Consider the following 22,578-nt stretch of genomic DNA (forward strand, 5'->3'; position numbering starts at 1 on the left):
TGAGCATGACTCAGTCCAGGTCGAACTTGTCCAATTGCCGGTGTGCGGCCTTGATACGGCGCACCGTTCCGCTCACCGAGCGCATCACCACCGTGTCGGTCTTGATCACGTCTTTGCCGAACCGGACACCCGACAGCAGCGAGCCCGTCGTCACGCCTGTAGCGGCAAACAGGCAATCGCCTTTCACCATATCCTCGATCTCGTATTTCTTTCTCGGATCCTTGATCCCCATTTTCAGGGTACGCTCGCGGAGCGTCTCGCTGTCGATAATGAGACGGGTCTGCATCTGGCCGCCGATGCAGCGGAGCGCCGCTGCCGAAAGCACGCCTTCCGGCGCGCCGCCGCTACCGAGATAAATGTCGATTCCCGTTCGCGGCTCCGCGGTGTGAATGACGCCGGTGACGTCCCCGTCGCTAATCAGACTAACCGCGGCGCCGAGTTTGCGAAGCGCGGCGATCTTCGCCGCATGGCGCGGCCGGTCAAGCAGGATGGCAGTGATGTCAGTCGGCTTGACGCCCTTGGCCTTGGCCAGATTGATGATGTTTTCTTCGACCGGCGCGTCGAGATCCACCGTGCCCTTCGGATAGCCGGGACCGATCGCGATCTTGTCCATGTAGCAGTCCGGTGCGTGAAGCAGCGTGCCGCTTTCGGCCATCGCGATGGTGGCGATTGCGCCCGGCATGTTCTTGGCGCACAGCACGGTCCCCTCGAGCGGATCGACGGCGATATCGACCTGGGGACCGCGTGTGTTGCCGACTTTCTCACCGATGAACAGCATCGGCGCCTCGTCGATCTCGCCCTCGCCGATCACGACCGTGCCGTCGATCGGCAATTTGTTGAGTTCGCGTCGCATCGCATCGACCGCAGCCTGATCGGACGCCTTTTCCATGCCGCGCCCGCGCAGCCGCGCCGCCGACACCGCCGCCCGCTCCGTCACGCGCGCGATCTCGAGCGTCAGGAGGCGCTCGCGCACCTGCTCCGGCGGGACGGAATTCTGTGTCGGCATCGTCTCAACTCCCTCGGGCAGCGTGGAAGCCCCTGCGTCGGCACGCAATCCTCGTTCAGTTCTTCTCGATTCGTATGACCTGCGGGCGGCCCGTGATGACCTTGTCAGCCCGCACCGCATGGAGCGCGCGATGCACCGCATCCTCGTGGGTTGCATAGGTGATCAGGAGCACCGGAACCGGCGAAGTCGGCGTGTCGGATTCCTCGTCATCCAGCTTGCCGTTGGGATGACGCTGGACGATCGATTCGATTGAAATCTTCTGCTCGGCCAGCCGCGTGGCGATGGTCGCAGCGGTGCCGGCGAAATCGCGTGCCATCAGCCTGATGTAATAACCGCCCTCGTGGCGCTCCATCGGCGCCTTCTCGGTCGCGCGCAGCTTCGCCGAGGGCCGGCCGAACGGCAAAGCCCGAATGCCGGACGCGACATCGGCGATATCTGCCACCACGGCAGACGCAGTCGCGGCTCCGCCGGCACCCGGACCGACAAGTGTGATCGGAGGGATGCCGTCGCCATCGATGGTTACCGCGTTGGTGACGCCCATGACCTGTGCGATAGACGACGTTTTCGGCACCATGGTCGGATGCACCCGCTGCTCGATGCCTTTTGAGGTACGCACCGCGACCCCCAGCAGCTTGACCCGGTAGCCAAGTTCCTCAGCGGCGCGAAGATCCTCCGGCGCGATCGAGGAAATGCCTTCGACATAGACCGCGCTCTGCGCAACACGCGTGCCGAAAGCCAGGCTCGCCAGGATCGACAGTTTCTGCGCGGTGTCGTGCCCGTCGACATCGAACGACGGATCGGCTTCGGCATAGCCGAGACGCTGGGCGTCCTTCAGGCATTCGGCGAACGACAGGCCTTCCTTCTCCATTCGCGTCAGGATGTAGTTACAGGTGCCGTTGAGAATACCGTAGACGCGATTGATCGTGGTTCCCGCAAGCCCTTCGCGCAGCGTCTTGATGACGGGAATTGCGGCGCCGACCGCGGCTTCGTAGTTCAACGCGCCGTGGTGTTGTTCGGCGAGAGCAGCGAGCCGCAGACCGTGCTTGGCGATCAGCGCCTTGTTGGCCGTCACCACCGACTTGCCGGATTTCAGGGCTGCCTCGATCGCCGAGTGCGCAGGATCGCCTGAACCGCCCATCAGTTCAACGAAACAGTCGATGCCGGGATCGTTCGCCAGCGCCAGCGCGTCCTTAGCCCATGCTATGTCGGTAAGATCGACGTCGCGTTTCTTGGTTTTCGAGCGCGCTGCAACAGCGACGACGCGAACGCCGCGTCCGCAGCGTGCTGACAGCGCGCGGCTTTGCTGTTCTATCAGTCGGACGACGGCGGACCCGACAGTTCCGAGCCCCGCGATGCCCACTTTCAGTGGTGCGACCATAACAAACCTGCTGGAAAACCGGCGTGCAGGGCACGATCCGAGCGAAAGACCGGAAAGCCGTTCTCCGGACTGGCGCCTACCGCCGGTTGGCGAGAGGAACCACGTTGTGCAACGTTTCAATGCCGCTTTCAAGGAAGTGGCGAACGCCCCGTGCGGCCTGACGAATTCTCTGCTCGTTTTCCACCATGGCGATGCGGACATAGCCTTCGCCGTGCTCGCCGAAACCGACACCGGGAGAAACCACGACGCCCGATTTCTCAACCATCAGGGTCGAGAACTGCATGCTCCCGAGATCACGGAAACGCTCGGGCAGCGGCGCCCATGCGAACATGGAGGCCTGAGGCGGCGGAATCACCCATCCGGCACGGCCGAACGATTCAACCAGTATATCACGGCGCTTGCGATAGATCTCGCGCATCTCCCGGATGCAGGTGTCGGGGCCGTTCAGCGCCGCCGTGGCCGCCACCTGCACGGGCGTGAAAGCCCCGTAATCGAGGTAGGATTTGACACGCGCCAGCGCCGCGATGATGCGTTCGTTGCCGACCGCGAAACCGATGCGCCAGCCGGCCATCGAAAACGTCTTCGACATCGAGGTGAACTCCACGGTGACGTCGAAAGCGCCGGGCACCTGTAGCACCGAAGGCGGCGGGTTGTCGTCGAAATAGACTTCGGAATAAGCCAGATCGGACAGGATGAATATCTCGTGCTTCTTGGCGAACGCGACGAGATCCTTGTAGAAATCGAGACTCGCCACCTGTGCCGTCGGGTTCGACGGGTAGCAGACGATCAGTCCGATCGGTTTCGGAATGGAATGGATGATCGCGCGCTCGCAGGCGGCGAAAAAATCCGGCGTCGGCGACGACGGCACGGAGCGGATCACGCCGCCAGCCATCAAAAAGCCGAATGCATGAATCGGGTAGCTGGGGTTTGGACAGAGCACCACGTCGCCCGGCGCGGTGATTGCCTGAGCGACGTTCGCAAAACCTTCCTTGGAGCCGAGCGTCGCCACGATCTGCGTATCGGGATCGAGCTTCACGCCGAAGCGGCGGGCATAGTAACCCGCCTGAGCCTTCCGCAGGCCGGTGATGCCGCGCGAAGCTGAATAGCGGTCGGTCTTGGGTTTGCCGAGGGTTTCCTTGAGTTTTTCGATGACATGGCGCGGCGTCGGCAAGTCGGGGTTGCCCATACCGAGGTCGATGATATCGGCTCCGGCGTTCCGTGCAGCCGCCTTGGCACGATTGATCTGTTCGAACACGTAAGGCGGCAGACGGCGGATGCGATAAAACTCTTCCATAAGTCCTGGCTCCAGGCCGGATTGACGAGGCGATCGCCCATTGCCTCGATGAAGTCGACGAAGCTTCAGCAGAAAACGTGTGTATTCAAAAGCTTGGCACATTCAAGAGTCAGCTCGCCGACGTCGAGGTCTGACGTTGCAGGCGCAGCCTTCTACTTGAATCATGTCTTTTAGCACGGACACCCTGCTCTGCCATCACTTCGCGTGTTTTATAGCGTTTTCGAGCGAAGTTATCTGGGTTCCGAGCCGTGGTCCTGTGAGGCGTGAGCCTGGCGGTCGCGCGCGTCGATCAGTTCCTTTTCGACCCGCGCCTGCTCGGCACGATCCATCGCTGCATGATCTCTTGGGGCGGGAAGGTCATGCACCGCGGGATAGGATGATACGTCATGGGGCCGTTCCGCCGCACCCGACGGAGCCTCGAAAGGTAAATCCGCAATGGATGTGCAGCCTCCGAGCGCCTGCGACATCAACGCCAATGCGGCGGTGCAGGCGATCACGGGTCCCGCACGTCTGCTTGTCTGTCGTTGTGATGCTACCGTCACGCTGCTCACATCGTCCCGTCCAAGCTTGCGCCGGTAAATGCTTGTTTTATCAAACCTAATCGCAGGCGAGACCATTATGCTTCCGAAAATATTAAAACTTCGAAATCCAAGAAGCTGCGGCCATTTCAATCGAGTCATCACGGCCCATGTATGGCGGGATCAAGAAGTGTTGTCGCACGGCGCCACATCGAATCAGGCAACAAGTCCCGAAGATTATGTCATGATCCAATGCCCGCCATTGGCAACCTGCGTGACGGAATGATGAATAAGCCCTCAGACGTATCCATGGGCGAGGTATCCGCCGAGACCAAGCCGACGACGGGGTTCGACTCCGACACCTTCGCGATGAACCTTGCGAATGCGATGCAAAACGGTGGCAGGGCTCTGGCCGCTTATCTTAAGGCTCGTGAGCACGACCCGACCCCCGACAATCCGTCGACCGAGTTCGCCGAGTTGATCAAGACCGTCAGCACGGTCTGTGAATACTGGCTGACGGACCAGACCCGGGCTGTCGAATTACAGGCCAAGCTCGGCGCGTCCTATCTGGAGCTTTGGGGTTATGCCGCGCGCCGCCTGGCCGGCGAGGAGGTCAGGCCAGCTATCGAGCCGGAACCGCGCGACAAACGCTTCGCTGATCCGGAATGGCGATCGAACCTGCTCTTCGACTTTCTGATGCAGGCGTATCTGCTGACGACCAAATGGACGAACGAACTGGTGCGCGACGCCCATGGCCTCGATCCACATACCCGCAAAAAGGCTGAGTTCTATATCACACAGCTCGCCAATGCAGTCGCGCCGTCCAATTTCGTGATGACCAACCCCGAAGTACTCCGTGAAACCTTCGCCTCCAATGCCGACAATCTGGCGCGCGGGATGAAGATGCTAGCGGAAGACATCGAGGCCGGCCGAGGGGTGTTGCGCATCCGCCAGACCGACTCTGCCGGTCTCGCGGTCGGCGTCAACCTCGCGACGACGCCGGGCAAGGTGATCTATCAGAACGAATTGATGCAACTGATCCAGTATTCACCGAGCACCGAAAGCGTGCTGCGGACGCCGCTGTTGATCGTGCCGCCTTGGATCAACAAATTCTACATCCTCGATCTCAGGCCGGAGAAATCCTACATCAAGTGGTGCGTGGACCAAGGCATCACGGTGTTCGTGATATCGTGGGTCAATCCGGACGGAAGGCTCGGGGAAAAGACCTTCGAGGACTATATGAAGGAAGGTCCGCTCGCCGCGATGGATGCCATCGAAAAGGCCACCGGAGAGACAAAGGTGCACACCGCCGGCTACTGCGTCGGTGGTACTCTGCTTGCCGCCACGCTGGCATGGCTTGCGAACAAGCGGCGGTCGCGCGTGAGGTCGGCGACCTTCTTCGCCGCTCAGGTGGACTTCACCCATGCCGGAGACCTGCTGATATTCGCTGATGAGGATCAGATCTCCGCGCTCGAACGCGACATGAAGCGGTCCGGTGTGCTGGAAGGCAGCAAGATGGCGATGACCTTCAACATGCTGCGCTCCAACGACCTGATCTGGTCCTACGTCGTCAGCAACTATCTCAAGGGCAAGGCACCACCCGCCTTCGATCTTCTGCACTGGAATTCAGATGCCACGCGGATGCCGGCGGCCAACCACTCCTTTTATCTGCGCAACTGCTATCTCGAAAATCGTCTCTCCACCGGCTCCATGGTACTCGACAATACCTTGCTCGACCTTTCGAAGGTCAAGTTGCCCGTCTATGCGCTTGCCACCCGCGACGATCACATCGCGCCTGCGGAATCCGTGTTGTACGGCTCGCGCTTCTTTGGCGGTTCGGTACGCTTCGTGTTGTCGGGATCGGGCCACATCGCAGGTGTGATCAATCCGCCTGCGCGCGGCAAATACCAGTATTGGACCAACGATAAGATCCGCAACAAGACCCTCGATCAGTGGCTGAAGGGTGCGGAGGAACATAAGGGCTCGTGGTGGCCGGACTGGCTCGCATGGCTGCGAAATATCGACGGCAAGGAGATCGCGGCGCGCGAGGTCGGGGCCGGCGCGCTACCGCCGATCGAGGATGCACCGGGCAGCTACGTTCGCGTGCGCTCGTGAGATACGCAGTTTGATTTGACGCGCTTTCTTCACGCGAACCGGATTTCACTTCGCTCGAAAACGCTATAAGTCGCGGCTTTGCGGGCCACGCATCAAGAGAGCGGTCAGTATGAGATGAAGGATGACTGCCGGCCACAGAAGGACGCCGTTCGATCCGCCTGCGAAACCGAGGTAAGCCAAATATAGGGCGACGGCTCCACTGTAGATCAACATGCCCGCGCGTGGCGGCCACCTTGGCCAGCAGGCGATCCCCAAGGCAATCAGCGCAATGCCGGCGACACGCGCGACCGGCGTTGCGACACCGGAAAGCTGCTCGCCCAGCAACAACTGGCCCACCAGCGACGGGGCGATCAGCAGTGCTAGTCCCGTTGCAGCTTCGCTCACGGCAGCGAACGCCAATGCGCCTTTCATTTCTTTCCAACGTTCGCGGATGGTTTTTGAGGCTTCGCCTCGTCAATGGAATCCGGCTCCGGCGCCGGCATTGGTCCGAGCTCTGCCTTGGCTTGCGCCGGATCCTTCAGCACTGGTCCGAGCTTGAACGTCAGCTTGTTGATCTTGCCCCTGAACTTGAACGGAGTATCGTAGCGATACTCGAGCATTGCGACACCGGTGCGGGTGTCCTGGCCGACGTCGAAGGTCTCGTCCTCCGGAAACGTGACAGGCGTGCCGTGTTCAATGGATTTCCGGTCTACTTCCTTGCCGTCAACTGAAAGTACGCCCGTGCCACCCTTCCCCAATCCCGGCCCATCGGGCTTGAAGTCGAAAACGATGGTGTGCTTGCCCGCGCTCAATTCCGGTCCCGACCAGATCGTGCGTTTCAGGTTGAGAAGGTTGTAGAGGAACACAGGCTTGCCCCGCCGAAAGCCCGCCACACCCTTGCTCAGAAACAGCCCATAGCCGCCGAAACGTCCGCCTTCGGTGACGATCATGCCTTCAGCGCCGCCCTCGGGAATCTCGATCTCGGCGGTGATGGTATAGGACTTGTTGAGGATGCTCGGCGCAGCGCTTGCCGGCACACCGGTCAGTTCGCCCGAATAGGTGAATACCGTCTGCCCTGCCGTCAGGCTTGGACGCGGCGTATTCCAACGCGCGAGCGTCGTGTTATCGAGCGGCAGCACGTTGTACTTCTTCGCCTCGACATCGAAGATAGCTTGCAGCTCCTTGACTTTGTCCGGCAGCTCGGCGGCTAGATCCTTGAACTGGGTAGGATCTTCCTGGACGTTATATAGCTCCCATTTGTACCCTGTGATTACATCCGGTGGAGGCGCGCTGCTTAACGCCCATGGAAGCGTGATCGGCGTCGTGGCCGCAATCCATCCATCATGATAGATGGCGCGATTACCGAGCATCTCGAAATATTGGGTCGTGTGCGTCGTCTTGGCGTCGACGTTAGCGCTGTCCCATGTGTACGCCATACTCACCCCTTCCATGGGGCTCTGTTTGATACCGTCGATCGTATCAGGTTGCGAAATGCCGGTCGCTTCGAGGATGGTTGGAGCGATGTCGATGACATGATGGAATTGGCGACGGATAGCTCCGGCATCTTTGATATGGCCAGGCCAGGACATGACGACGCCTTGGGTGGTCCCGCCAAAATGCGACGGCACCTGCTTGACCCACTTGAATGGAGTGTCCATCGCCCAGGCCCACGGCGCAGCAAAATGCGGGAAAGTCTTGTCCGAGCCCCAGAACGAGTACCAGAGGTACTGAGCCTTCACCGGCACCGGGACACCATTGAAGGTCGTGAATTCGTTCGGCGTACCGTTGATCATGCCTTCGGCGCTCGCGCCGTTGTCACCGCCGATATAGATGATCAAGGTGTTGTTCAGCTCTCCGAGATCTTCGATGGCCTGGATGACGCGGCCGATCTCATGGTCTGCGTAAGCGAGGTAAGCCCCATAGACATCGGCCTGCTTGATGAAGAGTTTCTTCTCCAGCGAACCGAGCGAGTCCCATTGCGGCAATTCCTTCGGCCACGGCGTCAGCTTGGCATTTTCCGGCATAATGCCCAGGCGTTTCTGACTGGCGAAGATTTTCTCGCGCACTTTGTTCCAGCCGTCATCGAATAGGTGCATACCGCCGATCTTCTCGATCCACTCCGGTGTCGGGTGATGTGGCGCGTGGGTTGCGCCCGGCACGTAATAGACAAAGAACGGCTTGTCCGGCGCAATCTCCTTGAGTTGCTTGATGTGCTGGATGGCCTCGTCGGCCATGGCGGTTTCCAGATTCCAACTGGGATTGCCCTGGAAAGGATAGATCGCCGTGGTGTTGCGGAACAGGTTCGGCTGCCACTGGCTGGCGTCACCGCCGACAAAACCATAGAAATACTCGAAGCCCATGCCGTTAGGCCATTGATTGAAGGGCCCTGCCTGGCTCGACTGGAACGAGGGTGTGTTGTGGTCCTTGCCGAACCACGAGGTCGCGTACCCGTTCGCTTTCAGGATGGTGCCGATGGTGCCCTTCTCGATTGGAATGATCGAGTCGTAACCTGGGAATCCCGTCGATATTTCACCGACCACCCCGAAGCCGACAGAATGATGATTGCGGCCGGTGATAAGGGCCGCCCGCGTCGGTGAGCACAGCGAGGTCGAATGGAAATTGGTATACCGAAGGCCCTGCGCAGCGATGCGATCCATTGCGGGTGTGGGAATAACACCGCCGAAGGTGCTCGGTGCCCCGAAACCCTGGTCGTCTGTCATGATGAGCAACACGTTGGGAGCGCCCTTCGGCGGCACGACACGGGGCGCCCACCAGGCGGTTGACTCCGAGGCCTTCTCCTTGATCATCCCGCCGAATGCTGGCGGGGGCGGTGGAAGCTGCTTCCCGTCGATGGTGGTCGTGGCACCGGGTGAACCTGGAGTAGCCGTGACCTGCTGAGCAAATGCCGAGACAGAACTCAGGACGAAAAGACTCGCGCCTGCAAGCAAACTACTGAGTTTCATTGAATGCCTCCGCGGCTCAAAAAAGAAAGCCTGAATGCACCCAACTTGCCGATGTTGACTTAGATCAAAGCACAAATTGAGGAGGGATCAGCGCCAGCCGCCGATCGAGGATGCGCCGGACAGCTACGTCCGCGTGCGCTCGTGAGATGACCCGCTTGCGCCCGATGGGCCACCAATAGCGGGCATCCCAAGGTGCGCGCGAGCATGCACGCCAAGCCCAAGCAAGTGGGCCCTCGTTCAAATTGGAACAAGATCAAACACGGGGAACGCTTGTGAGACGATGCTTGAGCCGTCAACGCGAGATGCTGTAGGCATCACGTAGGACGTTCGCCTCAAGCTCCAGCTCCTCCAGCCGATACTTGATTACATCGCCGATGCTGACGATGCCGGCTAGCTTGCCGCCAAGAACTACCGGCAAGTGTCGCACGCGTTGGTGCGTCATCAGTTTCATCACGCGAGTGACGCTTTCGTCCGGGGACACGGTGGTCACACCGTGCTGCATGACTTCCTTCACACGCATCGACCCGGCTGCCTCGCCGTACCGAAAAAATGCGTCAACGATTTCACGTTCGGAAATAAGGCCAAGAATTGCGTTTCCACTCGTCACCACGAGAGCGCCAATATTTTTTGCGCGGAGCCAGCCCGCCGCGCTCTTGATATTGGCTTCCGGACCTATTGTTGTGACGTCAGGGCCCTTCCGCCTCAGAATGCTTTCGATGGACATAGCTTCCTCCATCGTGCGGCTCAACGCCTATCGCATTGATTTTGCGTGGCAGTGCCGGTCACGCTCCCGCGATTGGGATGCATTGACCTAATATATCATAATGGCGGGAAGCAGTCAGCATCTGGTATCGTGGAACCGATCAATCGTTGTCTAACTGATGCGTGATCGGTTCGGGTCAAAAGCGCCGCTTTGGGCGCCCACTCGCCGCTTCTGGTCTGCCCCGAGGAAAGGAGATTTCAGAGTTGGACAGCAGTCCCAAAGGACGAACAGCAGAAGCACGAATTTATGACTTACGACGCTGTCGCGCCCAGCCTCTGCGCCAATATTGCATCAAGTTCTGGTAGCAGGACGATGCCGTCCTGATCGCTACCGGATGAATGCACGACAAGCCACTTGCACGGCGCTCCGCTCTCATTGGATGGAGCATGCGGAACATCCTCAGGCATATAGACCTGGTCCTCAGCCTTGACGACGAGACGATGCTCAAGTTTGTCGCCATAGTAGACGGCGCATTCACCTTCCAAAAGGTAAGCAATCGTCTCGATGCCCTTGTGGTAATGGACCTTCGCCTTGGCACCCGGAGGCATGGGCAGCACATTCAAACAGACCTGCTTTGTTCCAGCCGTCTCCTTCGATACGCCGGCTCCGTAGGTAAAGCCCTGCTTGCCGACATAGGTCTTGCCGGGCTGGATCACTCTCACCGCGTCGGATGATCCTGGCATTTGCAATCTCCCACAAGCCAACCGACCGGACGTAGCTTACCACAGAATTCGAAACCATGGTCGATTCAGCCAACACGGGTTGCTGCCTTCCTAAAAATCGAAAACAGCAGCCGTAGGATTGTCCGGTGCGCAGGGAGAAGGCTAACCGCCTAGCTTCTGCATCACTGCGTCGACGTTCTCGTCGATCGTGAACGTCGGATTTTGAGGGTTTGCCGTGTGAATCCACGTTTGCGTTCGGTCTGCTGAAGTCGGGGTAACCGCGATGATATGAGTCACGTTGACGAAGATTTCATGGCTTGTGGAGGCTTCGGTGAACTTGACGAACTTGTTCATTGAGATTTCCCGGCTTTGTGATCAGCGATACTGCGGAACCCGCAGCGGCTCATAATAGCCCTCTGGAAAGTGAGGATGATGAGGCCCGGCAAAACAAATGCGTAAAGGCTAAGGCCGATCAACAGAGCCGCACAGATTGTCCGCATTGCGCCGAATACCTCGAAGAACCATCCTCACGGTGCTTCAATCCAGCCCGTCATCCTTCAGCCCGAGCATCAGCCGCATGTTCTGCACCGCCGCGCCGGATGCGCCCTTGCCGAGATTGTCGAGCCGCGCAACCAGAACAGCCTGCCGGTGCTTGTCGCTGGCGAAGACATGGAGTTCGAGCCTGTTGCTGCCATTCAGCGCTTCCGGTTCGATCCGCCCGCTTTTCGTCGTGGCGTTGTCGAGCGGCATTACCGAAACATAGGTGCTGCCGGCGTAACGCTTCGCCAGCACCGCATGGAGTGCCGCGCCATCGGGTTGTCCCGGCAGCGTGTCGAGGTGCAGCGGGATCGACACCAGCATACCCTGCCGGTAGTCGCCGACCGATGGTGCGAAAATCGGCCGCCGCGTCAGGTTCGCGTATTTCTGCGTTTCCGGCAGGTGCTTGTGCTCGAAGCCGAGTCCATAGAGTTCGAATGCCGGTGCGGTTCCCTTCTCGAAACTCTCGATCATCGATTTGCCGCCGCCGGAATATCCGCTCACCGCATTGATGGTGACGGGATAGTCCCGTGGGATCAGGCCGGCATCGGTCAGCGGCCGTAGCAACGCAATCGATCCGGTCGGATAGCAGCCGGGGTTCGCAACCTTGCGCGCCGCCTTGATCCTGTCCGCCTGATCCGGCGTCAGTTCCGGAAAACCGTAGGTCCAGTCCGGCGCGACGCGGAAGGCGGTCGAGGCGTCCAGGACTTTCGGCGCGTCAGCACCCATGTCGTCGATTAATGCGACAGTTTCCTTCGCCGCGTCGTCGGGCAAACAGAGGATGACCAGATCGACTTCCGCCATGAGCGCGCGCTTGGCGGCCGGATCCTTCCGCTTGTCCTCAGGGAGGCTTTTGGCGCTGACGTCGCCTTGCCGATCAAGCCGTTGACGGATTTCAAGGCCAGTCGTTCCCGAGGCGCCATCGACGAACACTGTCGGTCTGCTCGTCGTATCGCCGCTTGAAGCGGTGCTTTTCATCCTGGTATCTGCGCCGGTCATGACATTATCCTAGCATCCGCGAGCGCGCTCGCGTCTGCGGCTTGTAACCCAGTTGTGGTGGTTGCGCGACAGCCGGTTCTCCGTTCGTCAGAGCGGAGGCTGCTCAGACTCAGATCACGCTCCAGACCCATTCGACGATCCGTGAAATCAGATCACCGAACAGCAGCAGCACCGCCGACCAGATCAGCGCCGATGTCCAGTTGGCGAACTGAAATCGCAAGGACGGCATTTCAAAGATGCCTGCGGCGAGTGGCACGGTAGCGCGCAGCGGTCCGAAGAACCGCCCGATATAAATCGATGGGACACCCCATTTCTCAACCAAGGCCACGCCTCGGGGCAGAAGGCCAGGATGCCGCGACAGCGGCCAGATCGAAGCGACCTGTTCCTTGAAGGTGAAGCCGATCCAATAGGACAGCCAGTCGCCGAGCGCCGCGCCGACCGCCCCAGCTACCCACACCGGCCAGAAATTGATCTGACCAGGCCCCATCATCGCGCCGATAGCCACCAACACGCCCCACGCCGGGACCAGCAGCGAAATGAAGGCAAGCGATTCGCCGAAAGCAAGCACCAGAACGACAGCGGCAGCCCAAACCTGATGATCGCGCACGAAGTCGACCAGGCCACGTGCGACGTTTTCCATTCCACAGCGCCTCTCGCCAAATCTCAAATGCAGCCAGGAAACCTCTTCCCCGCCAGATCCGCCACAGGTAAGCCACCCCCGTCCGGCGACTTCAAGTCACAAAGACGCGGACGGCACGAAACCACCATGGCATAGTCGGCGCAGCCGATTCTTTCATACGCAGCCGTACACAGTATCTGAATAATTATGGCCAAGTCACTGAAATCGAACGTTAATAAGAAGAAGTCTGACGATCTTTTCGCGGCTTCGGACGTCAAGGGCCGCGTCCCCGCCCGAGCTTCAACTCCGGTATCGGGAGCTGAGGCCGGCTACACCGCCGCTGACATCGAGGTGCTGGAGGGGCTTGAGCCGGTCCGCCGCCGCCCCGGAATGTACATCGGCGGGACTGACGAAAAGGCACTGCACCATCTGTTCGCGGAGGTGATCGACAACGCCATGGATGAGGCGTTGGCCGGCCACGCGACCTTTATCGTCGTCGAACTGGACGCCGACGGCTTCCTTACCGTCACCGACAACGGGCGCGGCATCCCGATCGACCCACACCCCAAGTTCCCAAAGAAGTCTGCACTCGAAGTCATCATGTGCACGCTGCATTCGGGCGGCAAGTTCGACTCCAAAGTTTATGAAACCTCTGGCGGCCTACACGGCGTCGGCGTCTCCGTGGTCAACGCCCTCTCTTCGCTCCTTGAGGTGGAAGTGGCGCGCAGCCAAAATCTGTACAAGATGACCTTCGAGCGCGGTCACCCTCGGGGCAAGCTCGAAGACCTTGGCAGGATAGCCAACCGCCGCGGCACCACCATCCGCTTTAAGCCGGACACCGAAATTTTTGGTGCAAAGGCCGCGTTCAAGCCGCAGCGCCTGTTCAAAATGACGCGCTCGAAGGCGTATCTGTTCGGGGGCGTTGAAATCCGCTGGCGTTGCGCGCCGGACCTGCTCAAGGGCGTCGATGACGTCCCGGCGGAAGCGACCTTTCACTTCCCCAGCGGCCTGAAAGACTATCTCGCCGCCGCGATCCACAAGGATACCCTGGTTCATCCCGACATCTTCTCGGGCAAGTCCGGACGCAACGGCGCGCACGGCGCTTGCGAATGGGCGGTGGCGTGGACCGCGGACGCCGACGGCTTCCTGTCCTCCTACTGCAACACGGTGCCGACACCTGACGGCGGCACCCACGAGTCCGGTTTACGCAGCGCGCTGCTGCGTGGACTGAGGGATCATGCCGAACGTGTCGGCCTCGGCAAGCGCGCCGCGCCAATCACCTCTGAAGATGTGATGGTCGGGGCGGCCGTGATGCTGAGCGTGTTCGTGCGTGAACCGGAGTTTCAGGGCCAGACCAAGGACCGCCTTGCCACCGCCGAAGCCTCGCGGATCGTCGAGCAGGCGATCAAGGATCCGTTCGATCATTGGTTGTCCGGCAATCCCGTGCAGGCCAACAAGCTGCTCGATTTTGTGATCGAGCGAGCGGACGAACGGTTACGCCGTCGTGCGGAGAAGGAAACCTCGCGCAAGAGCGCCGTGAAGAAGCTGCGCCTGCCCGGCAAGCTTGCCGATTGCACCAATACCGCGACCGAAGGTTCGGAACTGTTCATCGTCGAAGGCGACTCGGCCGGCGGCAGCGCGAAGCAGGCGCGCGACCGCAAGACGCAGGCCGTGCTTCCCCTACGCGGCAAAATCCTCAACGTGGCATCGGCGACCAAAGACAAGGTCGTCGCTAACGCTCAATTGGCTGACTTAATCCAGGCGCTGGGCTGTGGCACTGGGACCAATTATCGCGAGGAGGACTTGCGCTACTCGCGAGTCATCATCATGACGGACGCCGACGTCGATGGCGCGCATATCGCATCGCTGCTGATTACGTTCTTCTATCGGCAGATGCCGCACCTGATCGACGAGGGTCATTTGTATCTTGCTGTGCCGCCGCTCTATCGCCTGACCCACGGCAGCAAGACGGTCTACGCCCGCGACGATGCCCACAAGGATGCGCTGCTCAAGAGCGAGTTCAACGCCAACGCCAAGGTCGATGTCGGCCGCTTCAAAGGGCTCGGCGAGATGATGCCGGCGCAGCTCAAGGAAACCACTATGGACCCGGCGAAGCGCGCAATGTTGCGCGTGATGCTGCTGGCGGACGATCGCGAGGATACGGCGGATTCGGTCGAGCGATTGATGGGCACCAAGGCGGAGGCGCGTTTCGCCTTCATCTCCGACAAGGCGGAATTCGCCAGCGAGGATATGCTGGACGTTTAAGCATTATCACGGGGTACGCTAACTAGTTGTCTGGATTCTGGCGGCAAGTTGCGGTCTTATTCAGGGAGACCTCAACTGCAAGGAGGCTAGGCAATGAGTTCACCCGTGATTCCCGCGATGCGTTATCGTGATCCACACAAAATGATCGATTGGCTGTGCGATACCTTCGGCTTTATCCGCAAAGCCGTTCATGACGATGGCAACGGCGGTGTTGTCCATGCCGAACTGTCGCTAGGCGATGGCATGATCATGCTGGGCTCGGCGCGCGACGACGATTTCGCCAAGGTTCAGAAGCCGGCCACGACCAATCACCTGGTGACTCAGAGTGCCTACATCGTGGTGCCGGATGCCGACTCCGTTTATGCCAGGGCCAAGGCCAACGGCGCCATCATCGTTCTCGAGATTTCCGACAAAGACTATGGAGGGCGCGACTTCACCTGCCGCGATCCTGAGGGCCAAGTCTGGAGCATTGGCACTTATAATCCGTGGGTTAATTGACGGCCGGAGACCGGGCTCGATCCTCTTGTGAGGTCGGAAGCCATGCGCAGCGCCGCTATGACAGTCGGCGGAGTCCTTCGAGTCGAGAAATCAGCGACGGAAACTTTTGATCTCCGATACGCTACCGTCGCGATAGGTCAATTCAACCGATATGGTTTTCGTTGCAGGCGGCAGCTTCAAATATGGCGTGGCGTCATGCGGGATTGCGACGGGATCGAGCGGATCGCAGGGCGGCATCTTGAGCGCTCGATCCGGCACCGACGAGTCGATTCCGATCCTCACCTCGCGGATCGCGCAGCGATATGACATCAGGTGGGTGTAATAGACGAGTAGCCCATTAAACTGACGAAACGACAACCAGCTCGTGGCAGTCATGTCGAGGATTTTCCGCTGATCGCGGACCAATGCGGCATCCGGATCAAACCGGATCGGAAATGGTCCCTGCACTTCGCCGTTGGCATCGACATAGCGCATCTGGATTGTCGCGGCCGGCGCGTCGGCGGCAAGCTCGATCGCAGGATTTGGCATGCGCTTTCGGGTTCGTGGATCGAGCGTATCGAGAAAGCCGGTTTCCTTGAACTGGTCGCTGTCACCCATGCGCCAGGAAATCCCGAGCGCGGGATCGGCGATCGAGAACACGACGGTCCACCCGCCGTTGTGGCGCGAGAAATTTGCAATCGGCGCGTTGACCGCTTCGTTGGACGGCGGCTTGAGCGGTGCGACGGGTAGCGCTGCAACCTTCTGGGCAGGCTCGGCGTGCGCCGTCGGCGGCTCTGCTTTGGCAGGACCGTTCAGAAAGACATCGTCGACCATCTGATCGAAATAGACCGGCACTTGCTTGTGCCGCACCGTCTCGGCCATTTCACTGACGGTACGGCGGGTGCGCTGCGCCACCTGCACCATGGTCTCTCCGGGCTGCACCAATTCCTTCGCGAAGATGCGGGTGAATACCGAGTTCGGATTGCTGTCGTTGTCCGACAGGCGATCGAGCGCCGTCTGGCGGGGGCCGGCCGAAAACACCGAGAACACGCCTTCCGGCAGTTCGGTCATCGGTGCGAGTCCTGCGCCGCCGGCAACCGCGCGCGTGCCCTTGCGCTCGAACGGATTGTTGCGGCAGGCATCGAACACCAAAACCGATGTGCGGGCCTTCCTGTTCTGCAACCTCTCAACGATGCGGTCGGCGAGGATCGAAGCATCACGGACTAGTTCCTCCTGCCCTTCGGTGGCGGCCGGAACATCGGTCGGTAGCAGATAATTCTGGCCGGCGATTTCGAAGCCGTGACCGGCGTAGAAGAAGAATGCGGTGTCGCCAGCCTCGATCTGCTGATCGAACGCCAGCAGCGTCTGGCTGAATGCCTGACGGGTCTGGTTTTCCGCCACCATCACACTGAAGCCGAGTTGTCTCAACGTGTCACCCATGGTGCGGGCGTCGTTGACGGCCTTCTGAAGTTTCGAAACGTTCTTGTAGTCGTTGTTGCCGATCACGAGTGCGATACGCTTTGCGGCCAGCGCGGGGTTTGCGAGCATCAGGAACGCGGATGCAATGCCCAACAGCGCCGCGCGTTCGACCGAAATGCCCCTCATTCCAACTTTCCCATATCCCGTGTTTCAGCGATCACCGCGCGCAAATTGGATTATGCCATAGTCGGCCAAATATCGACCGCGGTTCATCCCGGTTGCCGGCTGCTTTGCCGACCGCAAAAACTCCACCTGCCGAAAATCTCCGCCCGAATTAGGCAAAAACATTAAGGTTTTTCGGCATTTCGCCATTTCCGCATTGACTTTGGCTGGTTCGCCCCTATGTTCCGGCCAACGCGGCCCGGGATCCGAACACGATTTCCCGGTGAGCCGCCCGTCAGCGTAAGTCAGAGCCCCCTTCGCTTTTAAGAGCACGCCGTTAAGGGGTTGAGCGCGACAGCCTTTTACCTTCGATTCCGAACGGCGGTTTCGGCGAGCGTCCTGAATACGAAGTTCGCCCTGCATGGACGCGGGTGACGAGCGAGCTTTGTATTCGAGAGGACGCTCGAAAACGAAGTATGCTAGTGCGGTTTGGTTCAGAAGTTCTCTTGATGAATCTGCCGCACTTCTGAAGAGAACTTCTGAACACCGCACTAGAGGCTCAATGTCTTTTTCTCATCTCGGTTTGTCCGACAAGGTGCTCGCCGCTGTTGCGGCCGCAGGTTATACCTCCCCTACCCCCATTCAGGACCAGGCTATACCCCACGTGCTTGCGCGTCGCGATGTCCTTGGCATCGCTCAGACCGGCACCGGCAAGACCGCCGCCTTCGTCCTGCCCATGCTTACATTGCTGGAGAAGGGCCGTGCCCGGGCGCGAATGCCCCGCACGCTGATCCTAGAGCCGACACGCGAACTCGCCGCTCAGGTGAAGGAGCAGTTCGACAAGTATGGCGCTGGCCAGAAACTCAATGTGGCGCTCCTGATCGGCGGCGTTTCCTTCGGCGATCAGGATTTGAAGCTGACCCGCGGCGTCGATGTGCTGATCGCAACTCCGGGCCGCCTGCTCGATCACACCGAACGCGGCGGCCTGCTGCTCACGGGCGTCGAACTATTGGTGATCGATGAAGCCGACCGGATGCTGGATATGGGTTTCATTCCCGACATTGAGCGCATCTGCAAGCTGGTGCCGTTCACGCGGCAGACTCTCTTCTTCACGGCGACGATGCCGAACGAGATCCGTCGCGTCACGGACGCCTTTCTGCACAATCCCGAAAAGATCGAGGTCTCCAGGCCCGCAACCACGGCGGCGACCGTGACGCAATCGCAGGTCAGTTGCAGCCGCGAACCTCACGAGAAGCGTGAGCTACTGCGCCACCTGTTGCGCGAAGCCAAGGAGCTCAAGAACGCAATCATCTTTTGCAACCGCAAGCGCGACGTCGCCATTGTTTATAAATCGCTTCAGAAGCATGGCTTCAGCGTCGGCGCCCTTCACGGAGATATGGATCAGTCGGCGCGGACCGCTTCACTCGATCAATTCCGCAAGGGGGAACTGCCGCTGCTTGTCGCTTCTGACGTAGCTGCCCGCGGTCTCGACATTCCCGAAGTCAGCCACGTCCTCAACTTCGATGTCCCCCACCATCCCGACGATTACGTCCATCGCATTGGCCGCACCGGCCGCGCCGGTCGCGCCGGCACCGCAATCACGATCGTCTGCCCCGCGGATTTCAAATCACTCGCAGCCATCGAGAAGCTGACCGGTCAGGCTATACCCAAGGCAGACCTTCCCGGCTACGATGCTGGTGCGAACGAAGTAGTCGCGGAAGCCGGTGCCAGCGAAGCGGCTGCAGGAAAGCCTTCTCGATCCCGCCAGGCACGCGATAAAGGCGGCGAGAGTCATGCACGCGGCGGAAAGCGCGAAGCCCGCAAACCGCGCCGTTCCAGCGGAGATCGCCAGAGGCACGAGGCCCCTGCCGCGCCGGCCGCAGCATCCCTAGCCGCGCCGTCGCCGCCTTCAATCGGACGCACGCCCGCACCACGCCGGGAAGCGATCTCCGAGCCGGGAGACCACTCACACCTGCCGGCGTTTTTGCTCCGCCCGATCCGCGCCCGCGGCTGAGCCTTTCGGCCGGCGCGGTTCTCCACCGGCCGGCTCGTTGAAAACATCGTTTACCGGGCGTAAACCCGCTGCTGCTATCTTCAATCAATATTCTTTATATTTTTTTGTCGTTTTGAGACGACGATTGCACGAATCGTCGGCGGGGCCGCATCAGTGGTTGAGCTAGACGAACATGAACGCACCATGGCGTTCGCCGAGGTGGCGCTCGGCCAGATCCGGTCGTTGCGGCAGACCGCGGTCCCACGCAACTACGAAATCTGGTACGTCTACGCTGCCGGATATAATCGCTCCCTCAGCAGGATCATTAACGAGACGCTGACGCGCAACGGCACACTGAGCGAGGCCGACCTCGAACAGATCTACGAAACCTATCTTTCTCCGATGAGGACGACCGAACGTATCGATAAGCTCGGTGCGAGGGTCATCAATGAGATCGACGACGTGATGGCCCTCATCGCCGACGTGCTCGGCATGACGGCTGGTTTCGATGATAGTCTGAAGAGCGCCGCCGAGAAACTTGGCGTTGCCGGTAGCCGCGAGCAGGTCAGAGCGGTCATCGAGGCGCTGATGAAGTCAACCCGCGAGATGCAGGAAACCAATAAGGCGCTGGAGGATCGGCTGGATCTCTCGAAGGTCGAGATCAGCAACCTTCAGCATAGTCTTGAGGCCATCAGAGCCGAGAGCATGACAGATCCTCTTACCGGTCTCGGCAACCGCAAGTATTTCGATCGAGCCGTGGCGGATGCCGTGGCGCGGGCGACTAATGAAGACAAGCCGCTGTCACTCCTGATGTTCGACATCGACCACTTCAAGTTGTTCAACGATAACTATGGACACCTGACCGGTGACCAGGTCCTGCGGTTGGTCGCAATGTCATTGAAGCAGACCATCAAGGGCCAGGACATCACCGCGCGTTACGGCGGTGAAGAATTTGCGGTTGTGCTGCCAAGCACCGCGCTGAAACAGGCGTTGGCGGTCGCGGACCATATTCGCCGCGCCGTGATGGCCAAGGAATTGAAGAAAAAATCGACTGGTGAGATCCTGGGTCGCGTCACGGTCTCTATCGGTGTCTCGATGCTTCGCCGCGGCGACACCCCGGATTTACTGATTGAACGCGCCGATGCCTGTTTGTACGCCGCCAAGCGCAACGGCCGCAACCGTGCCGTTTGCGAGACTGATCCAGAGTATTTCGCTGGCGTCGAAATCGCGTGGCCTGACGCCTCTTCGCTCGCCAAAAACACCGACCGCGATTGTTCGTTGTAAACCGCTTAAGTATCGACTAGCCGTCGATTTTGGCTGGCGCGAGCTGCACGGATTCACCGCACCCGCAGGCTGAAACCTGGTTCGGATTGTTGAAGACGAACTGGGCTTGCATCTTTTCAGCCTTGTAGTCCATCTCGGTGCCGAGCAGGTAAAGTACAGCCTTGGGATCGACAAGAATCTTGACGCCCTTGTCCTCAACCACTTCGTCCGTCGGCTTGATATCGTGGGCGTACTCCACGGTGTAGGATTGACCGGCGCACCCGCCGTTCTTGATACCGACCCGAAGGCCGACGATTTCCGAATCGGCTCGCGCCGCGAGTTCCTTGACCCGATCCGCGGCGGCGTCAGTCAACCGCATGACCTGTGGACGAGGCCGGGGTTTCGGCTTGGCTGCTGGTGTGCTTGGCGTCATGTCTGTCATCTGGTCAATCCTGACGGCGATTCAAGCCTGATCATAGCATCGGGACGGGCGTAAGATAGTCACCACATATTCAGGACGAGGCGAGCCTCGTCGGTCATCCGATCGGGCATCCACACAGGTTCCCAGACGATGCTGACATTAACCACCCCAACGCCGGGAACGCTTGCGACGGCGTTTTCAACCATGGTCGGCAGTTCAGCCGCCGACGGACAGCTCGGCGATGTCAGCGTCATCTCGACGTCGACAGCGCGATCGTCCTTGATGTCGACTTTGTAGATCAGGCCGAGTTCATAAATATCGGCCGGAATTTCCGGGTCGAATACGGTTTTCAGCGCGGCCACAATCCCCGTGCCCATACGCTCGGTTTCATCCGGCGCCAGCGCTGAGCTGGTCTGCATGTGGCAGGTCTTGTTTACAACCATTTCGGCTACGTCGCTCATGAGAACAACTCCCGTGCCTTGATCAGCGCTTGCGCCAGATGATCGACTTCCTCGCGGGTATTATACATACCGAACGAGGCGCGGCAGGTCGCCGAAACGTTGAACCGCTCTAAAAGCGGCATCACGCAATGCGTTCCGGCGCGAACCGCGATACCGGCGCGGTCGATCACGGTCGCAACATCGTGGGGATGCGCACCCTTCATCTCGAACGAGATCACGGGCCCCTTATCGCGGGCAGTGCCGATGATGCGCAGCGAGTTGATCTCCCGCAGCCGCTCCTGGGCATAGGCCAGAAGATCGTGTTCGTGCGCCGCGATGCGCGCCTTCCCGATCGAATTGACGTAATCGATTGCAGCGCCAAGCCCGATCGACTCGACGATCGCGGGCGTGCCTGCCTCGAACTTGTGCGGCGGATCGCCGTAGGTGACCCAATCCTGCGCGACCTCACGGATCATCTCGCCGCCGCCATTGTACGGGCGCATGGAGACGAGATGATCATGCTTTGCATACAGCGCGCCGATACCGGTCGGACCGTAGAGCTTGTGGCCGGTGAAGACATAGAAGTCGCAATCAATGTCCTGCACGTCGATAGCAAGATGCACCGCAGCCTGGCTCCCGTCCACCAGAACCGGGATGCCGCGCGCATGAGCCAGCTTCACAACGTCCTTGACCGGAACGAGTGTGCCGAGCGCGTTCGACATCTGCGTAATCGCCACGAGCTTCGTCCTCGGCGACAGAAGCTTCTCGAATTCCTCGATGAGGAAATTGCCGTCGTCGTCGACGGGAGCCCACTTGATGACGGCGCCGTGGCGTTCGCGCAAGAAATGCCATGGGACGATGTTGGAATGATGCTCCATGATAGAGAGCACGATCTCGTCGCCCGCCTTGATGTTCGGCTCGCCCCATGACGATGCCACGAGGTTGATCGCCTCGCTGGCATTACGGGTAAAGATGATTTCCTCGGTCCGTCTTGCGTTCAAAAACTGCGCGACCCGCGCGCGGCCGCCTTCATAGGCTTCGGTTGCGGCGTTGGCGAGATAATGCAGCCCGCGATGGACGTTGGCATATTCAGTCTTGTAAGCCTCCGTCATTCGGTCGAGCACGGCGTTTGGCTTCTGCGCCGAGGCGGCGTTGTCGAGATAGACCAGCGGTTTGCCGTAAACCTTCATCGCCAGCGCCGGAAAATCCTCGCGCACGCGCATGACATCGTAGGAACCGTTGGCAACCGCCGGATGCGTCATATCACTCCACGTCCATATCCATCGTTCCGGAGTCGGGCCTTGA

20 protein-coding genes are annotated in these 22,578 nt (G+C 59.9%); 5 read left to right on the forward strand and 15 right to left on the reverse strand.

Annotation, left to right across the window (positions count from 1 at the left end):
* Nucleotides 1-10: 10 nt before the first annotated feature.
* The 4 genes from glpX to ACZ5IL_RS14745 form a co-directional block, all read right to left on the reverse strand.
* Nucleotides 11-1,006 carry a class II fructose-bisphosphatase gene (glpX, locus tag ACZ5IL_RS14730; RefSeq protein ID WP_464592574.1) on the reverse strand — a complete coding sequence of 332 codons (996 nt, stop codon included), beginning with the start codon at nt 1,004-1,006 and terminating at the stop codon, nt 11-13.
* A 55-nt stretch (nt 1,007-1,061) separates the two neighbouring features.
* Nucleotides 1,062-2,384, reverse strand: a complete 1,323-nt coding sequence (locus ACZ5IL_RS14735; protein WP_464592576.1) for a homoserine dehydrogenase — start codon at nt 2,382-2,384, stop codon at nt 1,062-1,064.
* Between the two features lie 76 nt (nt 2,385-2,460).
* Nucleotides 2,461-3,678, reverse strand: a complete 1,218-nt coding sequence (locus ACZ5IL_RS14740; RefSeq protein ID WP_464592578.1) for an LL-diaminopimelate aminotransferase — start codon at nt 3,676-3,678, stop codon at nt 2,461-2,463.
* Nucleotides 3,679-3,908: 230 nt separating this feature from the next.
* Nucleotides 3,909-4,220 (reverse strand): hypothetical protein, encoded by a 312-nt coding sequence (locus ACZ5IL_RS14745; RefSeq protein ID WP_464592580.1) that lies wholly within the window; start codon nt 4,218-4,220, stop codon nt 3,909-3,911.
* Between the two features lie 285 nt (nt 4,221-4,505).
* Between ACZ5IL_RS14745 and phaC the strand changes: the two genes are divergently transcribed.
* Nucleotides 4,506-6,311, forward strand: a complete 1,806-nt coding sequence (gene phaC, locus ACZ5IL_RS14750) for a class I poly(R)-hydroxyalkanoic acid synthase (RefSeq protein ID WP_464596913.1) — start codon at nt 4,506-4,508, stop codon at nt 6,309-6,311.
* A gap of 63 nt (nt 6,312-6,374) precedes the next feature.
* Here phaC and ACZ5IL_RS14755 read toward each other — a convergent pair whose 3' ends face one another.
* The 7 genes from ACZ5IL_RS14755 to ACZ5IL_RS14785 form a co-directional block, all read right to left on the reverse strand.
* On the reverse strand, nt 6,375-6,722 hold the full coding sequence (locus ACZ5IL_RS14755) for a hypothetical protein (protein ID WP_464592582.1): 348 nt from the start codon (nt 6,720-6,722) through the stop codon (nt 6,375-6,377).
* Complete coding sequence (locus ACZ5IL_RS14760; protein ID WP_464592584.1) at nt 6,719-9,253, reverse strand: arylsulfatase; 2,535 nt, start codon at nt 9,251-9,253, stop codon at nt 6,719-6,721. Before ACZ5IL_RS14760 ends, ACZ5IL_RS14755 begins: the two co-directional genes overlap by 4 nt.
* Before the next feature lie 292 nt (nt 9,254-9,545).
* Nucleotides 9,546-9,977 (reverse strand): CBS domain-containing protein, encoded by a 432-nt coding sequence (locus ACZ5IL_RS14765; RefSeq protein ID WP_464592586.1) that lies wholly within the window; start codon nt 9,975-9,977, stop codon nt 9,546-9,548.
* A 290-nt stretch (nt 9,978-10,267) separates the two neighbouring features.
* A complete protein-coding gene (locus ACZ5IL_RS14770) occupies nt 10,268-10,699 on the reverse strand; it encodes a cupin domain-containing protein (RefSeq protein WP_464592588.1) in 432 nt (143 codons plus the stop codon).
* Between the two features lie 141 nt (nt 10,700-10,840).
* The gene (locus ACZ5IL_RS14775) at nt 10,841-11,032 is read right to left on the reverse strand and encodes a hypothetical protein (RefSeq protein WP_464592590.1); all 192 of its coding nucleotides are present in this window, start codon (nt 11,030-11,032) and stop codon (nt 10,841-10,843) included.
* Between the two features lie 183 nt (nt 11,033-11,215).
* Nucleotides 11,216-12,214 carry an N-acetyl-gamma-glutamyl-phosphate reductase gene (argC, locus tag ACZ5IL_RS14780; protein WP_464592592.1) on the reverse strand — a complete coding sequence of 333 codons (999 nt, stop codon included), beginning with the start codon at nt 12,212-12,214 and terminating at the stop codon, nt 11,216-11,218.
* 109 nt (nt 12,215-12,323) lie between these two features.
* Nucleotides 12,324-12,854 carry a DedA family protein gene (locus ACZ5IL_RS14785; RefSeq protein WP_464592594.1) on the reverse strand — a complete coding sequence of 177 codons (531 nt, stop codon included), beginning with the start codon at nt 12,852-12,854 and terminating at the stop codon, nt 12,324-12,326.
* A gap of 186 nt (nt 12,855-13,040) precedes the next feature.
* Here ACZ5IL_RS14785 and parE point away from each other — a divergent pair, with 186 nt between their 5' ends.
* Nucleotides 13,041-15,098 carry a DNA topoisomerase IV subunit B gene (parE, locus tag ACZ5IL_RS14790; RefSeq protein ID WP_464592596.1) on the forward strand — a complete coding sequence of 686 codons (2,058 nt, stop codon included), beginning with the start codon at nt 13,041-13,043 and terminating at the stop codon, nt 15,096-15,098.
* 93 nt (nt 15,099-15,191) lie between these two features.
* A complete protein-coding gene (locus ACZ5IL_RS14795; protein ID WP_309773068.1) occupies nt 15,192-15,596 on the forward strand; it encodes a VOC family protein in 405 nt (134 codons plus the stop codon).
* A gap of 90 nt (nt 15,597-15,686) precedes the next feature.
* On the opposite strand, the gene ACZ5IL_RS14800 is transcribed toward ACZ5IL_RS14795, so the two are convergent.
* Complete coding sequence (locus ACZ5IL_RS14800; protein WP_464592599.1) at nt 15,687-17,180, reverse strand: caspase family protein; 1,494 nt, start codon at nt 17,178-17,180, stop codon at nt 15,687-15,689.
* A 538-nt stretch (nt 17,181-17,718) separates the two neighbouring features.
* Here ACZ5IL_RS14800 and ACZ5IL_RS14805 point away from each other — a divergent pair.
* Together ACZ5IL_RS14805 and ACZ5IL_RS14810 are read left to right on the forward strand one after the other, a co-directional pair.
* Nucleotides 17,719-19,170, forward strand: a complete 1,452-nt coding sequence (locus tag ACZ5IL_RS14805; protein ID WP_464592601.1) for a DEAD/DEAH box helicase — start codon at nt 17,719-17,721, stop codon at nt 19,168-19,170.
* Between the two features lie 183 nt (nt 19,171-19,353).
* Nucleotides 19,354-20,433 (forward strand): GGDEF domain-containing protein, encoded by a 1,080-nt coding sequence (locus ACZ5IL_RS14810; RefSeq protein WP_464592603.1) that lies wholly within the window; start codon nt 19,354-19,356, stop codon nt 20,431-20,433.
* Nucleotides 20,434-20,449: 16 nt separating this feature from the next.
* On the opposite strand, the gene ACZ5IL_RS14815 is transcribed toward ACZ5IL_RS14810, so the two are convergent.
* Genes ACZ5IL_RS14815 through ACZ5IL_RS14825 form a run of 3 tightly spaced genes read right to left on the reverse strand, consistent with a single transcriptional unit; the run spans nt 20,450 to nt 22,535 of the window.
* Entirely contained in the window at nt 20,450-20,854 is a 405-nt protein-coding gene (locus ACZ5IL_RS14815) for a HesB/IscA family protein (RefSeq protein WP_079446802.1), read from the reverse strand.
* A 59-nt stretch (nt 20,855-20,913) separates the two neighbouring features.
* Nucleotides 20,914-21,294: a DUF59 domain-containing protein gene (locus tag ACZ5IL_RS14820; RefSeq protein ID WP_079446803.1), complete on the reverse strand. Its 381-nt coding sequence runs from the start codon at nt 21,292-21,294 to the stop codon at nt 20,914-20,916.
* Nucleotides 21,291-22,535: a cysteine desulfurase gene (locus tag ACZ5IL_RS14825; RefSeq protein ID WP_464592606.1), complete on the reverse strand. Its 1,245-nt coding sequence runs from the start codon at nt 22,533-22,535 to the stop codon at nt 21,291-21,293. The genes ACZ5IL_RS14820 and ACZ5IL_RS14825 overlap by 4 nt, the downstream gene beginning before the upstream one ends.
* Nucleotides 22,536-22,578: the final 43 nt, after the last annotated feature.

Source organism: Nitrobacter sp. CN101, from assembly GCF_055390255.1.

What these genes read in the sequence shown, in the direction of transcription:
- phaC (WP_464596913.1), top strand. Translation starts at nt 4,506, where the DNA reads ATGGGCGAGGTATCCGCCGAGACCAAGCCGACGACGGGGTTCGACTCC.
- ACZ5IL_RS14805 (WP_464592601.1), top strand. Translation starts at nt 17,719, where the DNA reads ATGTCTTTTTCTCATCTCGGTTTGTCCGACAAGGTGCTCGCCGCTGTT.
- ACZ5IL_RS14825 (WP_464592606.1), bottom strand. Translation starts at nt 22,535, where the DNA reads ATGACGCATCCGGCGGTTGCCAACGGTTCCTACGATGTCATGCGCGTG.
- glpX (WP_464592574.1), bottom strand. Translation starts at nt 1,006, where the DNA reads ATGCCGACACAGAATTCCGTCCCGCCGGAGCAGGTGCGCGAGCGCCTC.
- ACZ5IL_RS14810 (WP_464592603.1), top strand. Translation starts at nt 19,354, where the DNA reads ATGGCGTTCGCCGAGGTGGCGCTCGGCCAGATCCGGTCGTTGCGGCAG.
- ACZ5IL_RS14765 (WP_464592586.1), bottom strand. Translation starts at nt 9,977, where the DNA reads ATGTCCATCGAAAGCATTCTGAGGCGGAAGGGCCCTGACGTCACAACA.
- ACZ5IL_RS14785 (WP_464592594.1), bottom strand. Translation starts at nt 12,854, where the DNA reads ATGGAAAACGTCGCACGTGGCCTGGTCGACTTCGTGCGCGATCATCAG.
- ACZ5IL_RS14740 (WP_464592578.1), bottom strand. Translation starts at nt 3,678, where the DNA reads ATGGAAGAGTTTTATCGCATCCGCCGTCTGCCGCCTTACGTGTTCGAA.
- ACZ5IL_RS14775 (WP_464592590.1), bottom strand. Translation starts at nt 11,032, where the DNA reads ATGAACAAGTTCGTCAAGTTCACCGAAGCCTCCACAAGCCATGAAATC.
- argC (WP_464592592.1), bottom strand. Translation starts at nt 12,214, where the DNA reads ATGACCGGCGCAGATACCAGGATGAAAAGCACCGCTTCAAGCGGCGAT.
- ACZ5IL_RS14795 (WP_309773068.1), top strand. Translation starts at nt 15,192, where the DNA reads ATGAGTTCACCCGTGATTCCCGCGATGCGTTATCGTGATCCACACAAA.
- ACZ5IL_RS14815 (WP_079446802.1), bottom strand. Translation starts at nt 20,854, where the DNA reads ATGACAGACATGACGCCAAGCACACCAGCAGCCAAGCCGAAACCCCGG.
- ACZ5IL_RS14770 (WP_464592588.1), bottom strand. Translation starts at nt 10,699, where the DNA reads ATGCCAGGATCATCCGACGCGGTGAGAGTGATCCAGCCCGGCAAGACC.
- ACZ5IL_RS14735 (WP_464592576.1), bottom strand. Translation starts at nt 2,384, where the DNA reads ATGGTCGCACCACTGAAAGTGGGCATCGCGGGGCTCGGAACTGTCGGG.
- ACZ5IL_RS14760 (WP_464592584.1), bottom strand. Translation starts at nt 9,253, where the DNA reads ATGAAACTCAGTAGTTTGCTTGCAGGCGCGAGTCTTTTCGTCCTGAGT.
- ACZ5IL_RS14755 (WP_464592582.1), bottom strand. Translation starts at nt 6,722, where the DNA reads ATGAAAGGCGCATTGGCGTTCGCTGCCGTGAGCGAAGCTGCAACGGGA.
- ACZ5IL_RS14800 (WP_464592599.1), bottom strand. Translation starts at nt 17,180, where the DNA reads ATGAGGGGCATTTCGGTCGAACGCGCGGCGCTGTTGGGCATTGCATCC.
- ACZ5IL_RS14820 (WP_079446803.1), bottom strand. Translation starts at nt 21,294, where the DNA reads ATGAGCGACGTAGCCGAAATGGTTGTAAACAAGACCTGCCACATGCAG.
- parE (WP_464592596.1), top strand. Translation starts at nt 13,041, where the DNA reads ATGGCCAAGTCACTGAAATCGAACGTTAATAAGAAGAAGTCTGACGAT.